Source organism: Sphingobacterium tenebrionis, from assembly GCF_037126265.1.
Classification (GTDB): Bacteria; Bacteroidota; Bacteroidia; order Sphingobacteriales; family Sphingobacteriaceae; genus Sphingobacterium; species Sphingobacterium tenebrionis.
Genome location: NZ_JAYLLN010000041.1, coordinates 16,728 through 33,565, shown reverse-complemented (window position 1 = coordinate 33,565; position 16,838 = coordinate 16,728). Strand labels below are relative to the sequence as shown.

Sequence of the window (16,838 nt, the reverse complement as noted above, 5' to 3'; positions counted from 1 at the left end):
TTGAATAATTTAAATAAAGAAGCCAACACTGTTGCAGAATTTTTGAAGGCAAATATCTATATGGCCGGAGGCAATGATCAAACCTCCTTTATGAATGCCGTATCCCAAGTAGGTGACAATGAGTTTAAAATGATTGGATTAAAAGTGCAAAGCTATTGGAAACCGGATTTCTCTACCGATATGGAAGGATATTTCCGAAGCAAAGAAGCTTTTATTAACCAAGATATTCTAGAAGATAGGTATTTAAATGGTGAATTGACGCAACAAACATTTGAGAAAAGTACACAAAATGGTTTACAGGAGCGGGTATTTTTAAAGGGAAATACAAAATATGAGTTCATCAATCATATGTTAACATTTAATATGGATGCTGCCCATCATCGTAATAGTTTTGAAAATAATATAGACCGTGAAATTGTAAATCCTATTACTGGACCATTGTCAAAATTAAGAAATAGGGTAAATCAGGAAAGTGAAGGGAATAACTTAAATATTAACGTAGATTGGAACTTAAAAAAATTCAGCGATCAATCGGTCAAATACCAATTTAATTATTTCGATGATCATACAGAACAATTGAAATGGAACAGGTTTGATGATATACATGTAAATACAACCACGGAATTATTACGTTCAAGATTCATAAATAGTAAAGTGTTTAGAAACAATATTTCCAGTTCAAATTCCCTGAGTATTTTAAGGATCCCAATCCTTTCGAGGTTTAATTGGGATAATAATGTCGCATTCAAATTTTCTAAAGCTGATCAGATTGAGGATAATCTATCACCTGAAGATCAGTTTTTTTTGGAGAGAAATAGTTGGATGAGTTATGATGAAAATCAACAGGAAATTAAATGGGATTCAAAATTAAAGTATAAACGATCTATCCATAAAGCTACTGCGAGATGGGATCAATATCATAATTTTGGTGTGAATGTGGGTATGATGAATTTCTGGCGGAATAATAATTCAACCAATTCCTTTCGGGATTTATCAAAGCGATTTCTAAAACCCGTACCGGAGCTGTTTTATTCCTATTCCAAAAATATCCTCCTTAAACAATATAGAGTCGATCTGAAATACCTTATGGATTATGAAATTCCTTCTTTGAATAATTATGTCGACTTGATAGATTCAGCAAATTTTAATTTCAATACCTTAGGAAATCGAAATCTAGTTCCACAAACCAATCATAAATTCACCTTACAAGTCAATCTTAGCGGGTCAAAATCAAAGTTTAAGCATGATTTTACTGTAGACTTTATGCTCCGTAAAAATCAACTTCTAGATAGCGTAATTTATGGTCAGAATGGTCGTGTATTGAGCACAAAAATCAATGGTGAAGGATTGCCGTATTTTACTGTTAAATACAATTCGACATGGAATGGGTTTCTTTTTGGAAAAACTACCAATGCCATATGGAGGCTTGATTACCTGAATAACCAGGAATATGGCTATCAGAATGGTGTGAAGAATTTCATTCATTCCCATACCATATCTAATTTCCTCCTTGCGCTGATTACCCTGAATGAGGCGTTAAAATTAAATTTAACTAATGGTTTGCTGATCAGTAAATATAAGATCAACGAAAGAAACAATGGTTATTTAAGTAATCAATTGAAAGGAGATATTATTCTTACTTATCCGAAAGGATTTACTTGGGTAAATAATGTCTATTTGATTTCTCAAAAAGCTACTCGCTTTCCTATGAACAACCAAGTAATCATCAATTCTGCTCTTAGTTACCGTTTTTTAAAGAAAGAACAGCTCGAGATAAAGGCAAGTGTGTATGATTTACTCAAGCAGCGAAGTAATATCAAAACCTTTTTAACAGATAATTATATCCGCAACATAACCACCAATAACCTTGAACGTACTTTCACCTTAGGATTAGCGTATTATATCCGAAAATTTTAAGTAAAAAAGGAGGCTTTTTAAAAGCCTCCTTTTTTACTTAAAATTTTCGGAAAATAGACATTAGATTATAGATTATAGACAAATATAAGTCGCCTAAGGTCTATAATCTAACATCTATCATCTATCATCTAAAATTAAAGATTACTCAACGTATGACCCATACGGTCTCTTTTTGTTTTCAGGTATTCCGTATTATAAGGATTCGGTTCGATTTCGATCGGAACATTATCCACAATCTCCAAACCATAGCCAATCAATCCGGCACGTTTGGTAGGATTATTTGACATCAAACGCATTTTGGTTACTCCCATATAACGCAATATCTGTGCACCAACTCCATAATCCCTAAGATCAGCTTTAAAACCTAACTGCAGATTGGCATCCACCGTATCCACGCCTTCTTCTTGAAGCTTATAGGCGTGCAGTTTATTGATCAGGCCGATTCCTCTGCCTTCCTGGTTCATATAAACAATAATTCCCTTACCTTCTTTTTGGATCATCTCCATGGATTTGTGAAGTTGTGGTCCACAATCGCAACGGCAAGAGCCGAAGATATCCCCAGTAACACAAGAGCTATGGACACGAACCAAGATCGGCTCATCTTCTGCCCATTCGCCTTTATAAAGAGCTAAGTGCTGCTCACCAGTATTCTTCTGAGTAAAGGCCTTCATTTTGAAATCTCCCCATTCGGTTGGCATCTCAACAGAAACCTCTTCTTGGATTAATGTATCATGTTTCAAACGGTATTCGATCAGATCCTCAATCGAGATGATCTTCAGGTCAAAACGCTCTGCTACTTTGATCAAATCAGGTAGCCTTGCCATTTCGCCATCATCCTTTAGGATTTCAACCAATACCCCTGCAGGTTCAAAACCAGCTAAACGCGCTAAATCCACGGAAGCTTCGGTATGACCGGTTCTACGCAATACACCGCCATCCTTCGCGATCAACGGGAAGATATGGCCTGGACGACCTAATTCTTCTGGACGAATATTGGGATCGATCAATGCTTTGATGGTTTTCGAACGGTCGGATGCAGAGATACCTGTGGTACAGCCGTATCCTTGAAGATCCACAGAAACCGTAAAGTTGGTTTCATAAACGGCAGTATTTTGGTTAACCATTAAACCCAGATTAAGCTCACGACAACGTTCTTCGGTTAAAGGTGCACAAACCAATCCTCTACCATGGGTAGCCATAAAATTGATCACTTCAGGTGTGGCATTGCGTGCAGCAGTAACAAAATCGCCTTCATTCTCACGGTCTTCATCGTCTACTACGATAATGACTTTTCCGGCTCTGATATCCTCGATTGCTTCTTCAATCGTGTTTAATTTAATATCCATTAGTTTTAAATAAGTGTACAAAGGTAACGGTTAATTAGGACTTATTTATAAGTAAGTTGTCATAAATATGCCCTCGGGCGTCTTTCGGGAGTACATGGAAATGGGCCTGATAAACCTTACTGAAATGATGGGCATATTTGAAACCTATGAGGAAAGCGATTTCCTTGATCTCCAAATCCGTATTCACCAACATATCCTGCGCACGATCCATCCGGCATTTGCGTAAATAGCGCATCACGGTTATGCCATAAACCTGTTTGAAAATCGTTTTAAGTTTGAATTCATTGATCCCAAATTGACGAACAAGAGTAACGATATGTATATCTTCATGGCTATTTTCCTCTAAGTATGTTTTTATTTCTTTGATTATTTTCAAATCGATGTTTGAACATTTCAAATTCCTGGTATCCTTACTTGCCTCCATCCGTATTATTATCCCTTTTTTGTTATTGATGGGTAAACAAATCTAATACTTTTGTGGTGTTATTTATAATTATTCTAAATAATTTACTGAAAATTACATCACCTTGGGGAATAGAAATTTTATTATGCTAATACGTGTCAATATGCAATTAAATTTAAAATTAACAAGCTTTCTGATTTTCTTCACGCTGTTCTCGAATGCACAGACTGGTATCAAAGGTGTAATTTCTGATAAGGAAGGACAACCCTTAAGCCAAGTGAGCATCTTGTTCCTAAATGCTTTGCAACAGCTAGAAAAGGAATGTTACAGTACAGAAAACGGAAGTTTTTCACAAACCATAGGTCCTGGAAAATACCATTTACAGATAAGTCATCAGGGGTATGAAACTTTATATATTGACCATGTGCTAGTTGAGAAAGGCTTTGTAGACCTTGATACCCTATATCTTTTTTCCGCATCCCAGAAAATAGAAGCCATCACCTTAAAGGCTAGCCCCAGATTAATAGAACAACGTGCTGACCGGATGGTAATGAACATCGAGAACTCTGTACTATCTGATGGAATGACGGCCTTGGAAATATTGGAAAGAGCTCCTGGAGTAAAAGTGAGTGATGATGGGGAGATCCAGATGCGGGGTAAGAAAGATGTCGCGGTGATGATCAATGGGAAGTTATCCTATTTATCCCAAAAGGAATTGACAAGCCTATTGAGAGGAACTTCCTCGTCTTCGGTTAAAAGCATAGAGTTGATCAAAAATCCTTCGGCAAAATTTGATGCGCAAGGAATGGGCGGATTGATCAATATCGTTATGAAAAATCAACGTAAAAAAGGGTTCAATGCTACGATCAATGCCTTTGCTGGTGCTGGAAGAAAATTAAGGAATGGCAGTGGGATTAACCTGAATGTTCAACGGGATAAATGGAACCTGTATTCGGCCTATGATTATGCCTTTCGTGGGGAGGAAGAGTATAGGCAATTTGACCGGTTCTTTGAAAAGCTTCCTGCGGAGTTACAACCAAGGGTATCCAAGCAATATTCCGTGACGGAAGAACCGCTGAATACCCACAACGCTAAGTTTGGGCTGGATTATATTCCTTCATCTAGCCAACTCATCAGCTTGAACTGGACTGGAAATTTTGGAACTAATAAGAACCTGAACCAGGGCTATAACAATATTTTATTTGAAAAGGGGGAATTGATTTCTAATTCGTTGACGGATAATTCAAACATCAGTACCTGGAATAACCATAATGTGAGTTTGGGCTATGTAAATCGAATAGGAGAAAAGGGACATGAAATAACGGCTGATCTTGATTTTCTCCATGCAGCCTATGATGCCGATCAATTATTGATTTCTGATTTTCAACGGACCACATTTCAACAACCCTTTATCTCCAAACGGAAAAACCAAACGCCTTCTGTTACCAAGCTTGCTGTAGCCAAGGTCGATTATCTTCACCAATTAACCGTAAACCAGAAGGTAGAGATAGGATGGAAGAGTAGCGTGATGGAAGCAGACAATAATGCGATCAATGATACATTAGAAGGTTCGTCATGGATTAGAGATCTGGGCACCAGTAATCATTTCCTGTACAAAGAGCAAATCCATGCTGGATATCTGAACTACCAATGGAAAAAGGAGGGATGGAGTTTGCAGGCCGGTATTCGAGCGGAAAAAACCTTGGCTGATGGCTTGTTATTAACCACTTCGATACAACATAAGCGGTCTTACCTGAACTGGTTTCCAAGCGCGACATTGGCAAGGCAATGGAGTGCTCAACATCAAACCCAACTATCATATAGCAGAAGGATCAATAGGCCCGATTACGATGACCTCAATCCATTTCGATATTATGTAGATGCTTTTGTTTTTTATGAAGGAAATCCACTGTTACAACCCGAAAAAGCCCATGCTTTTGAACTGAATTATGGCTATGGACGTCATCTAAATATTTCCTTTTTTTATACCGAAGTAGCAGAGGTGATGACTTCGGTGCTGACACAAATCCCTGAAAAGAATATGACCATCCGTTCGGTTGCTAATATTGAAGGCTTCCGTAATATAGGCACGAATATCAATCATAGTTATCAACCATTGAACTTCTGGACCAGCATCAATAATGTGCTGATCTATCAAAACCATTATTTTGGAGCGTTCAATAAGGAAGTTATCGATAATAAAGGCTGGTCTTTAAATTATCAATCCAACAATTCCTTTAAATTGCCGAAAGCTTGGCAATTAGAGATCAATGGGCAATATTTATCGCCCGAATCGGACGGAGTTTATAGAAGAAAGTCGATGGGATCCGTATCCATAGGCGTTCAGAAGAAGTTGTTGCGCGAAAATCTGACCTTAAAATTGAGCGGAAATGACGTTTTCAAAACGATGCGGTACAGGACGGCTTCGGAAGTGGGGGCAGTTCGCATGAATCAGCACTTTAACCTGGATTCCAGGACTTTTATTTTTTCCGCTACTTTTAAGGTCGGAAAAGATTTTACAAAGGAACGGAGATCAGGGTCGGAAACCGATGAGATGAAAAGGGTTAGAGGGGGTAGTTAACGTGTTTTTATGTTGCAAAAGCGACCTTCCTAAGAGGAAAGGGTCGCTTTGTCTTTCTTTTTATTAAAGAGGCCTACGACTTTTTTCCAGATGGCCTCCGCTTTGTTCTTATATTGTTCCGCATCGAACAAGGCCGAATCGGAGGTGGATTTATACGTTAGGAATATAGCCAATGGCGTAAGGACGATGATGGCCATCCACATGCCCCACATTGGGGTCAAGCTGGCATCTTTCGCTGCTTTCTCCGAGATGGTTGCAATAACGTGGTAGATTAGGAAGAAAATAATCGCCATGACAACAGGCAATCCAAGACCACCTTTTCGGATGATGGCACCCAATGGGGCTCCAATACCAAATAACAGTAAACAGGACACCGCCAAAGTGAATTTTCGGTGCCATTCGATATCGTATCGGATATCCTTCTCGGCAAAGAACTGGTAGTCATTCATCCTTAGATCAGCATTCTCCTTGATCTGCCTCGCTTGCGACAGAGCATTGCTGATGGCCGAACGGCGCATGTACTCCTGTTCAATATCCGCTAATTTTATTTTGGTATTGATCGTTTTCGGTTTGTTTTCCTGATAGTAATTGGCAAAGAAGTTAATGTACCGTTTGCTTTCCACGGAGTTAATCTTCGCCACACTATCCAAGGATACCCTATTGGAATCTGAATAATGCCTCAATTGTCTGAGGTTAAGCATCTGATGATGATCCTTGAAGAGTTCTTTATCCGTATTCCCCATCTGGAAACTTTCCATATCGAATTTTTGGGTCGTTTCCTTGAATCTGAAACGGGTAAATTGCTGACGGGGGTCGTATCGTTTCGCGTCTTTTACATTGCTGTCTTCATAACGAACACCATCTTTCAATTCCAATAACATGTATTTATTGTCGGCAGAGTTCTGGATATAGCCTTCTTTCGCGAAGATCACATTATTGGCCGAACCACCTGTGGCGTGTTCATAGATCATGAGGTCGTAAAGGACGGTACCTTCCTCATTTTTACTTTTTGCGCGAATGGAATAACCAGGGATCGTATTGTTGAATACGCCCGGTTTGATCAGGAAATCGGCTTTTTTCTTACGGACATCGTACAGTAGGGAACCCATTTTTAGGTTGACCACGGGAAGGATGTAATCGGAAAAGATAAAAGAGCCGGCACTGAAAAGTCCTACCACAATGAATAGTGGAGTCATGGCTTTCCGGAGAGAAACCCCAGCAGCTTTGATAGCCACCAATTCGTAGCTTTCGCCCAGATTTCCAAAGGTCATGATCGAGGATAACAACATGGAAAGTGGGAGTGCCATGGTTAACTGCACGGCCGCCTGATAACTTAATAGTTCGAGGATTACATACCACTGGAAACCTTTTCCGATCAGGTCATCGATGTACTTAAAAAGAAACAACATCAATAGTACAAACATCACAATGAAGAAAGTAACCATAAATGGTTTGATGAATGCTTGTAATATGAGGGAGTGAATCTTCTTCATGTTGCTAATAATCCTTGATATGGGACATCTTTGCTAAGTCTGATCCATGGATTTCTGCAAAGATACATTTTTTATGAACGTATTTTTGTTAGGAAAAAGTTAATAGGGATAAGATATGAAAAAGCCTGAAAGGAATAGGTTTTCATTTCAGGCTTTGTTTGGATATAGTTATGCGCCGATGACGCTCTGTAGATAGCCAATGGAATTGTTCCAGATTTGTTTTCTGTCTTCCATATTGTCTTCTTTTACGTAGTCCGTAACTGCGATAGCTACATCATTGGTCAATTCGTCCTGTATGATTTCGATTTCGAAGAAATAAGGTTCGTCATCCAACCATTTAAATTTCACGCTTTTGTTTTCTTTGACAGACACCAGTTTCGCACGGTGGGATTCATTGTCCCAAACGAACTCGTAAATTCCATCGTGGTAGTTTACATCATCAGCAAACCATTGTGCCAGTTCATTCGGCTCCTGTAGATATGGGAAAAGAATTCTAGGTGATGAATTCAACACATATTCAAGGTGTAGTTTAGTTTTTTCTGACATAATTTGTTCTCAGTAGTTCGTTTTATAAATGTTGTTAGTAAAAAAAGTAGGCCCCCAATGCTATCCTACTTTTTGTAAGTATAATCAATTAATCGCTTATTAAAAAAATAGTGCACATCTTTTTTTTAACAGTAAGTGGCTTTTCAACAATTATGCCTAAAGTAATAAGGGGGTAATGTGGGTTTAATGGTTGGGGAGGTGGATTTTTGCTATCTTTTTGATTATAAAGAGGTTTAGGGTTTTAGGGGGTTGAAAGTTTATTTTTAGGGATAATTTTATTGAAATTTTCTTTGAAAGTTGTTGCTTATTACTATCTTTGCATACCGAAAAACGGCGGGGTAGCTCAGATGGTTAGAGCGCAGGATTCATAACCCTGAGGTCGGCAGTTCGATCCTGCTCCCCGCTACTAGATAAAGGAAAGTCCAAAAGGCTTTCCTTTTTTTGTTGGGGTGCTTTTCGGCAGGTCATTATTGACCTTCTAAAATATGTATCAAATCATTATTGATATAAAAAACTTCTCGTCCTTCTTTTGACGGAGTGAGTATTCTCGCTCCAACAAGTTCATTGACATATTTTGTCAAAGTTGTTCTGGAGGATACCTGGAGTATGTCGCCGATCAACTTTGGTTTGATATATGGTTGACTAAACAGCAGTTCATTTACTTCTTTATTATACCATTTGATATTCGATTTGCCGTATTCCAATGTAGTTTCCATCTGATCCAGTATACCGTTGATGAGTTGATTGGTTAAAAGTGCAGTTTTTTCTACAGCTTCCAGCATAAAGAGTACCCATGGTTTCCAGCTCCCACGCTGAGTTACGGCACCTAAATTATAATAATAATCATCTTTATGGACAATAATGTACTTAGAAAGATACAGTACAGGTTGCTCCAATAAACCTTTATTGACCAAGTAAAGTAAATTTAAAATCCGGCCAGTACGACCGTTTCCGTCTGGAAATGGGTGTATGGCTTCAAATTGATAGTGTGCAATACACATTTTAAGTAATGGATCCGTGTCGGACAGCTTTTCATCATTCAGGTAGTCCAATAGATTTCCCATTAGTTGTTCTACAAGGCCGACACCTCTTGGAGGAGTGTATATAATCTCTCCTGATCTAAATTCGCTTTGTCCACGTTGAATGACCGTTAGGGAATGTGCTGGGCGTATGCTGCCAGATGTATTTTTGATTTGTTGGAAAATAGCAATTATACTTTCAAGATCGATATTGTTTTTTTTCTTTACACGTTGATATCCCTCCCAAAGCGCTTCCCTATACCTCAAAACTTCTTTTGTAGCAGGGTTCGCATTTTTTTCCTGGACGGTATCCGATACTGCTTTATAAAGTTCGTCTTCTGTTGTAAAGATATTTTCTATAGCAGATGATGCTTTGGCCTCTTGGAGGGCAATCGTATTGACCAGCATATAGGGATTGGGCAGCCGTTGTACATTACTATTTACGCTTGCCAATGCTCGAGATGCCGTGACCAGTTTTTTCAGAATATCTACGTCATCAGCAATGTTCTGCGGAGGCAGGAGCGGAAGATCATTGAAAGGTTTTGTTCTATCGTATGCCATATATGTTCAATTTTAGACTGATACTGGACACATGTACAAAATAAAGAAATAAAATGGACATATTATTATGATATGTCCATTTTTAATAAAAAAATGGACGCATTTTAATTAAGTGTTCATTTGGATGATTGTAAAACATCGTCAGCTATTAGCAAAAGTAGTTGACTTATAGATTGATGATATCAAAATAATTCATGAGGGAGATATACAGGGATGCCAGCACAAAATTCATCCCAATAATCTTGGCGATTACAATCCACAATCTGGACCGTTTCTCATGCATCATTAGAAAACCGAAGATGCTGCCAAATAAAAATAAAAAGGGGATCATAAAAAATGTAAGAAACAGATTGACCCCATCCTTAGAAAAGTTAATTTGGAAAACCACCATGAATAGGTTCAATACATTTATCAACAAGAGGATAATATTGAGTTGCGCAGCGATATAGGTGTTGGCAAGGAAATGTTCCCAATAATTGTATTTATGTTTATAAAAAGTAATCCAGGTTATCAGACTGGTAATGGGAATCATTAGAAAAATGAAAACACTAAAATATTTTCCAAGGAATCCGTGTCCGATGAGTTGATCAGCATGTGCAGCAGGTTGAATTTTATCGATCCATAAGTGTATGCCTTTAATGATCAAGGAACAAATGGTCGTCATGATCAAGACAAATGCGAATGGCCGAAAATAGGGTACACGTTTTCCATCAAGGTAATCCTTAATCATTACGCCCGGCTTTGTGAAAAGGCACTTTAAAGTATAGAAAAAGCCTTTATCCACATGGAAAACGGAATGCGGGATATCATGTAGGAAATAATGCGCATCGATTCGGTGTTCATGGGCGGATTGTCCACATTGGGGACAATAATTTCCTTTGAAATTAAATTGGCAATTTAGGCATACGGCATTTTCCTCTCGATGTGGCATAAGGTTATTTAGTTAGTCAACTAAATATAAAAAAAATCAAGCTAGAAAGGAGTTTTTTCCTTTCGGAAATAATAGATAAAATTCATTTCTCTTGAATCGAACTCCTCATAAACCTGACATTAGTTAATTATTAAGGATTTCGTGTTCAGAACTAAGGCGGCTGAATTTTTTACAGCATATCGATATAATCATTCAATAAATTAATAAAAAATATATTATAATTCCTTTAAAGATAAATTAATTCAAAATAAGTAATATTGGGTAATTAAATACGGACTTAATATTTGAATTGTGAAATATCTAGAATTAAACGAGCAGATTATAGCCCACTTGATACAAGAGAAACCATACTTAGATATGGATTTTACATTGACAAAATTAGCAGATAGCCTGGATACCTCCCTTTATCATTTAGAAAAGGCCTGGAAACTACATTTTGAAGGTTCGATTTATGAATATATTAACCAGCTTCGGATAGAATACTTTATATCTCAAATTGACCGGATAAATGCAGGTGAATTAAATATTATGGCTTTAGCTTACGAATCTGGATTTAGATCAAAATCCTCATTTCGTAATAATTTTAGACAAATACAGGGAATCTCACCCACAGCCTATATTCTCAAGCATATAAAAATTTAATATTCTTAGGCATGTTAAAATTTAACAACCAATTTACTGTTGAGTTGTTAAATTTTTGGTAATATTATTAAAAACCAAATGCTATGGAAATAATAAACAATGAAACTAACCTACAATTCGAATATAGGGAAGGTGGTGAGATCGCACGATTGGAATATCGCTTTTATAAAAAAGATATTGCTTTGATGCATACGGTAGTTCCGGATAGCATGATGGGAAAGGGAGTTGCTTCTGCCTTGGCAGAGCAAGCATTTGCATTTGCCAAGGCGAAGAATAAAAAAGTCATGGTGTATTGTCCCTTTGTTGCGAAGTATGTCCAAAAGCATCCAGAACTAAAAAATCAAATTGATAGAGATTACCATCCGAATCTATAAGGTCAATCTATTAGCTCATTTTATAAGGTGAACTTATAAGCTCAATTCCCTTTCAATCCCTATCTCTTTCAAAAAGACCTCATCATGCGAAACCAGCAGTAAAGTTCCTTGAAATTGCTTGATGGCTTGCGTAAGAATAAGGATATTCTGAAGATCAATGTTATTGGTTGGTTCATCCAAGACCATGATATCTGGTGCTTGATTGGAAATATTCAGACAGCACAATAACAATCGCATTCTTTCGCCTCCACTTAAGGACAGACAGGATTTATCCCAAGTTTGCTTATCAAAAAGAAAACGATTCAACCGAATTTTCACCTCATGTTCCTGAAGGCCAGCATGATTAAATTGTTGTGCCATTTCATAGATGGATTGATTGGCCCTGATAAGAGAATATTCCTGATCAACATAGACGTATCTTTTGCTATTGGAAAGGAGCTTTCCCTTGGATGGTTCCAAAATACCTAACAAAATCTTGATCAAGGTAGTTTTACCGGAGCCATTTAATCCTTTAATAGCAATTCTTTCCCTATGCCGTATCTGAAAGGAAAGTTCTTCATTCCAAAGAAATCTTCCGTTATTACTGCCTTCAGAATCATTTATAACATTTATTCCATCATTCGAAGGAATCTTATAATTAATTTCCTGCGCTTCTAAAAGTAATTTACCACGGTAACTATCAGAGTTTTCAAACCCGAATTGCATTTGATCTATTTCGGGGAGTATACTCCTTAAACTGGTTAATTGGCTTTGGATACCCGATATTTTTTCTTTATGTACCGATTTCAGTTTCGAGGAACTGCCCTCAGCTTTATTTCGAAGGGAATTCATCATGATCTTTGGCATTCCAGCACCTTCCTGTTTCTTTTTGCCCCGTGCATTCAATTTATTTTGCCTTTCTATCGCCTCTTTTTCTTTTTCCTTGGCCTTGCGGAGTTCCTTTTGTTGTGATTGTACCTGATGGTTCAGCGCATCCAATGCAATTCCTTTTTGCTCGGCATAAAAACTGTAATTGCCACCGTATAAGCGAATCCCATCACGGCTTAGCTCTGCTATTTGTGGGATCAACTCCAATAATTGTCTATCATGACTAACAATCAAAAGAGTTTTGTTGGTTTTTTCTACAAAATCATAGAGTAATTTGCGGCCATCTTGATCTAAATGATTACTTGGCTCATCCATCAGAATAAATTCTGGCTCCTGGATTTCTATACCCGCTAAAAAAACCTTGGTCTTTTGGCCACCGCTCAGACTGCCTAATTTTCGCTCTAAATCAAGTCCAGATAAGCCCCATTTTTCTAAAGCTTGTTCACAGCGATCTTCCAAAGGCCAATCATCTTGAAGAAGTTCCATGTTTTCCGCTGTCGCCTCTCCCTGCAGGATAGCATGTAAAGCGCGCAATTTACCAGAAATACCCAATGCCTCAGCAATACTTAGTTCATGGTATTCATCATGGGTCTGCGGAATGTAGTACGGTTTTGAAGAACAGCTTATCATTCCTGAGGACAAGGGAAGTTTACCAGCAATAATCTTTAGGATACTGGATTTTCCTGCACCATTGTTCCCGATAAGGGCAATCTTATCATTTTTATTGATAATGAAATTGATGTTCTCGAACAGAACATCTTTATTTGGATGTATATAAGTTGCTTGTTGTAATATAAACATAAATCTTTTCGCTAAGGGGTGAAATAATGAAATGAGAGCTCGCTAAAGAGCTAACGGAATCAAATGCGGAAAGATTTATTTATTACATATGGAATTATTTCGTGTGCTACAAAGGTAGCTATTTAATTTAAAATCTGAAAACCGTCAGATTTAGGCGTTCTCCATCGTCCTGATTGTCTAAGCATTTTCAATCGTTCGGAAAGTCAAGTTTATCCGAGGTCCATGCTGGGCAAATGAAAACCCAACTACAGAAAAAGCACGATACCAAGAATAGAAACTGCTACGAGGTTATAGAAGAAAGTCCAAAATTAATAGTCGTAGTATATTAGGATGAGAACTAATAAAATGTAATATAAAAATATATGGATGTTTTTTATACTTAAATATTAATAAATTTATAACCAATAAATTATGAGAAGATATAAAATTACTCTACCATCATTATTAGCAGTCTAAAATATTGAGGGATGTAGTTATTACCGTGATAATATTTGTTTAGTGCATTATATAGTTTGTGTATGTTGCGATCATTGGTATTGCTTATGGGGTTGTAAAAAGGAGGATTTTTGCTATAAATAATAAAAACTAAGTATCTATTAATAATGAAAAAAATATCTCCATTTATTGTTTCTTATGTTGCAATTCTGCTTAACGTATGCTACTTAGGCTTATGGATTTATGCGTTTAATAAATATGATTTATATGAGGATAAAGTTAGTTTTTTTAAAAAATTTATTCCTTTTTCTTATTTCGAATTGGTTTTGATAGCCTTATCTGTATTTTCAATAATTGTTTTTGCAAGAAGTAAGGTTCCAATAAATAATGTTTTGTTAATTGTGCAAATAGGATTTACAATTTTATTTATATGGCAATTTCTTTAAAATGTTGAGTCCCTATATTTAATAGAAAACACTTTGACATTGTATATTTTTAACTAATGGACTATTTTTATTTACATACATGTTAAGGAATCTGTAAGAGCGACTGGTAAAAGCGGAATCAGTAACCTTCAGAATATCAGTTTTCCATCGTCCCGAATGTCTATAAGTTCTCTATCGTTCGGAAAGTCAAGTTTATCCGAGGACCATGCGGAACTTTGGTAGGAGGGAGCCGATGTAACCAATGAGTCTGCGTCTGGTCTTTCATGATCAATAAACTGCCATTTTCAAGGTTGATATCAATTTTTTCCTTGCTTTCTTTATGCTTGAAGCTGAACTTCCTTTCCGCCCCAAAAGTAAGGGAAGCAATAGCACCATTTTTTTTGAGATCTTTTTCGCCATCACTATGCCAAGCCATACCTTCCGATCCATCATGATAGAGATTCAATAGGCAAGAATTAAAGGTTTCTCCTGATGCTTTTTCAACCAGCTGCTTAAGTTCCAATAAAACATCAGTCCAAGGCAGGGCAACTTTTTGAATGCCTGAATAGGTATATTCAAAACGCCGATCTCCATACCAGGCAACCTTCCTTTTCGTTTCGATATGCTTTCCAAAAATCACTGCCTGATCAGGCTTCCATGCAATTTCATGCCATAACGCATCATAAAAATAGCGCTGTTTATCTGTAATAACACCGTAATAATGAACCGTACCATCATAGGGCAACAAATTCTTTTCAGGATCTGCGAAATTGAATAACATCATATTTTAAACCGAAGGCTGATTTTCTGGATATAATTGCGCTTGTTCCCATCCAATGATGGCAGATTTCCGGATCGGTTCCCATCGATATCCGCCCAGCTTACCAGAACCTTGGATCACCCGATGACAGGGGATCAGAAATGCTATCGGATTTTGTCCAATGGCTGTTCCTACTGCTCTCGATGCTTTTGGATGGTTGATCTTATCGGCAATTGACTGATAGGTCCTTAACTCCCCAGAAGGGATCTCCAATAACGCTTGCCAAACCTTTAATTGGAAAGGGGTGCCTTTCAAATGCAATTTGATGTTGGAAAGCGAAGCTTCCTCACCATTGAAAATCTTCATCGCATCCTTATGGAAGGATGTTTCCATTTCCATGAATTCCGCCTGCTTAAACCTCGATTTAAGGTCTAGCAAACCATCTTCACCTTCCGATACAAAGGCCATATAGCAAAGCCCTTTTTCGGTTGAACCCAACAGGCACATCCCAAATGGACTAGACTGGTAGCTGTATTTGATCAGCAATCCTTGGCCATCGTTCTTGAAAGTAGCCGGACTCATACCTTCAATCTGTACAAAAAGATCGTGTAACCGACTGGTACTGCTTACACCGGTTAGGATATGCGTGTCAAAAAGATTGTGTTCTTTTCCACGCAATAATTTCTTCGCATAATCCAATTGCAAAAATTGAAGAAACTTCTTCGGACTTGTGCCTGCCCATTCACTAAACAGCCGCTGAAAATGATAGGGACTCAAATGTACATGTTCGGCCAGATCCTCCAAACTGGGTTTTTGTTGGAAATTATCTTGTAAATATTGGATAGCTTTTGCAATCCGATTATAATTAATCTCTTGTTGTGTTCTTTCCATACTCAAATTTCCAACCTTTCCCACAATTATAAAATCCGATTCTTGCTAAATGTTTAGCTAAAAACTTATTTAGCCAAGTATCCACCATCCACTGGATAGTAAGATGCTGTAACAAATGATGATTTTTCTGATGCCAACCATAAAGTCAACTCCGCTACTTCCTCTGGTTTACCTAAGCGTTGGAAGGCATGTTGGGTCTCCAAAAATTTCAGACTTGCCTCATCCATCGCATTATCAACCAATGGGGTAGAAATAAATCCAGGCCCAATGGCATTGATACGAACGCCTTTGGTGGCATATTCCCAACCTGCGGCCTTAGTCAATCCAACAACACCATGCTTTGCAGCTACATAGGCCGAAGAGTTGGCAAAGCCAACAGATCCTAAAATGGATGCCATATTGATAATGCTACCACCTACTTTCTCAATTTCAGGAATCTGATAATGCATACCATAGAATACACCATTCAGGTTGATGTCAATTACTTTCTTCCAGCCTTCAATCGATAGGTCAGCCACTGCTGCGGCATCTCCACCGATTCCTGCATTGTTCACTGCGATATGTAATGCGCCAAAATTTTCGATGGCAGCTTCCACAATTTTCTTATTGTCTTCCGGAGAGGCAGAATCTGCTTTGATGAAGATCACATTTCCTTCTCCTAAATTGTTGATCAGTTCATTGCCCAATTTATCATTGAGATCCGATATCACCACTTTGGCACCTTCTTTAACAAATAATTCTACAATGGCTTTTCCAATACCTGAGGCTCCCCCAGTTACGATGGCTACTTTGTTTTCAAGTTGTTTCATAAGTATTGCTTTCTTTATATTCCTAATTTAAGCAACT

14 protein-coding genes and 1 tRNA gene are annotated in these 16,838 nt (G+C 37.7%); 5 read left to right on the top strand and 10 right to left on the bottom strand.

Annotated features, from left to right (window positions below):
• On the top strand, positions 1 to 1,917 hold a 1,917-nt coding region (locus VJ786_RS14195), incomplete at its 5' end, for a hypothetical protein (RefSeq protein ID WP_336557940.1).
• Between the two features lie 134 nt (positions 1,918 to 2,051).
• Here the strand turns inward: VJ786_RS14195 and VJ786_RS14190 are convergent.
• Entirely contained in the window at positions 2,052 to 3,263 is a 1,212-nt protein-coding gene (locus tag VJ786_RS14190) for a bifunctional 3,4-dihydroxy-2-butanone-4-phosphate synthase/GTP cyclohydrolase II (RefSeq protein WP_099366320.1), read from the bottom strand.
• 34 nt (positions 3,264 to 3,297) lie between these two features.
• A complete protein-coding gene (locus tag VJ786_RS14185; RefSeq protein ID WP_099366321.1) occupies positions 3,298 to 3,687 on the bottom strand; it encodes a helix-turn-helix transcriptional regulator in 390 nt (129 codons plus the stop codon).
• Between the two features lie 142 nt (positions 3,688 to 3,829).
• On the opposite strand from VJ786_RS14185, the gene VJ786_RS14180 reads away from it, so the two are divergent.
• Positions 3,830 to 6,247, top strand: coding sequence for an outer membrane beta-barrel protein (locus VJ786_RS14180; protein WP_336557939.1), 2,418 nt, complete (start codon positions 3,830 to 3,832; stop codon positions 6,245 to 6,247).
• Positions 6,248 to 6,276: 29 nt separating this feature from the next.
• Here the strand turns inward: VJ786_RS14180 and VJ786_RS14175 are convergent, their stop codons facing one another.
• Positions 6,277 to 7,740: an LptF/LptG family permease gene (locus VJ786_RS14175; protein WP_099366323.1), complete on the bottom strand. Its 1,464-nt coding sequence runs from the start codon at positions 7,738 to 7,740 to the stop codon at positions 6,277 to 6,279.
• 168 nt (positions 7,741 to 7,908) lie between these two features.
• Positions 7,909 to 8,286 carry an START-like domain-containing protein gene (locus tag VJ786_RS14170; protein ID WP_099366324.1) on the bottom strand — a complete coding sequence of 126 codons (378 nt, stop codon included), beginning with the start codon at positions 8,284 to 8,286 and terminating at the stop codon, positions 7,909 to 7,911.
• Positions 8,287 to 8,618: 332 nt separating this feature from the next.
• On the opposite strand from VJ786_RS14170, the gene VJ786_RS14165 reads away from it, so the two are divergent.
• Positions 8,619 to 8,692 (top strand) — tRNA-Met (locus VJ786_RS14165).
• Positions 8,693 to 8,753: 61 nt separating this feature from the next.
• Here the strand turns inward: VJ786_RS14165 and VJ786_RS14160 are convergent.
• On the bottom strand, positions 8,754 to 9,866 hold the full coding sequence (locus tag VJ786_RS14160; RefSeq protein ID WP_099366325.1) for a Fic family protein: 1,113 nt from the start codon (positions 9,864 to 9,866) through the stop codon (positions 8,754 to 8,756).
• A 166-nt stretch (positions 9,867 to 10,032) separates the two neighbouring features.
• Positions 10,033 to 10,797 carry a DUF3667 domain-containing protein gene (locus VJ786_RS14155; RefSeq protein WP_099366326.1) on the bottom strand — a complete coding sequence of 255 codons (765 nt, stop codon included), beginning with the start codon at positions 10,795 to 10,797 and terminating at the stop codon, positions 10,033 to 10,035.
• A 291-nt stretch (positions 10,798 to 11,088) separates the two neighbouring features.
• On the opposite strand from VJ786_RS14155, the gene VJ786_RS14150 reads away from it, so the two are divergent.
• Together VJ786_RS14150 and VJ786_RS14145 are read left to right on the top strand one after the other, a co-directional pair.
• Positions 11,089 to 11,439 (top strand): helix-turn-helix domain-containing protein, encoded by a 351-nt coding sequence (locus tag VJ786_RS14150; RefSeq protein WP_336557938.1) that lies wholly within the window; start codon positions 11,089 to 11,091, stop codon positions 11,437 to 11,439.
• A gap of 83 nt (positions 11,440 to 11,522) precedes the next feature.
• Positions 11,523 to 11,813 (top strand): GNAT family N-acetyltransferase, encoded by a 291-nt coding sequence (locus VJ786_RS14145; protein WP_099366328.1) that lies wholly within the window; start codon positions 11,523 to 11,525, stop codon positions 11,811 to 11,813.
• A gap of 33 nt (positions 11,814 to 11,846) precedes the next feature.
• Here VJ786_RS14145 and VJ786_RS14140 read toward each other — a convergent pair whose 3' ends face one another.
• From VJ786_RS14140 to VJ786_RS14125, 4 genes are all read right to left on the bottom strand, one after another.
• A complete protein-coding gene (locus VJ786_RS14140) occupies positions 11,847 to 13,481 on the bottom strand; it encodes an ABC-F family ATP-binding cassette domain-containing protein (protein WP_099366329.1) in 1,635 nt (544 codons plus the stop codon).
• 1,041 nt (positions 13,482 to 14,522) lie between these two features.
• Positions 14,523 to 15,125 (bottom strand): alpha-ketoglutarate-dependent dioxygenase AlkB family protein, encoded by a 603-nt coding sequence (locus VJ786_RS14135; RefSeq protein WP_099366331.1) that lies wholly within the window; start codon positions 15,123 to 15,125, stop codon positions 14,523 to 14,525.
• 3 nt (positions 15,126 to 15,128) lie between these two features.
• Complete coding sequence (locus VJ786_RS14130; protein ID WP_099366332.1) at positions 15,129 to 15,992, bottom strand: methylated-DNA--[protein]-cysteine S-methyltransferase; 864 nt, start codon at positions 15,990 to 15,992, stop codon at positions 15,129 to 15,131.
• Between the two features lie 65 nt (positions 15,993 to 16,057).
• The gene (locus VJ786_RS14125; RefSeq protein WP_099366333.1) at positions 16,058 to 16,801 is read right to left on the bottom strand and encodes an SDR family NAD(P)-dependent oxidoreductase; all 744 of its coding nucleotides are present in this window, start codon (positions 16,799 to 16,801) and stop codon (positions 16,058 to 16,060) included.
• Between the last annotated feature and the right edge of the window lie 37 nt (positions 16,802 to 16,838).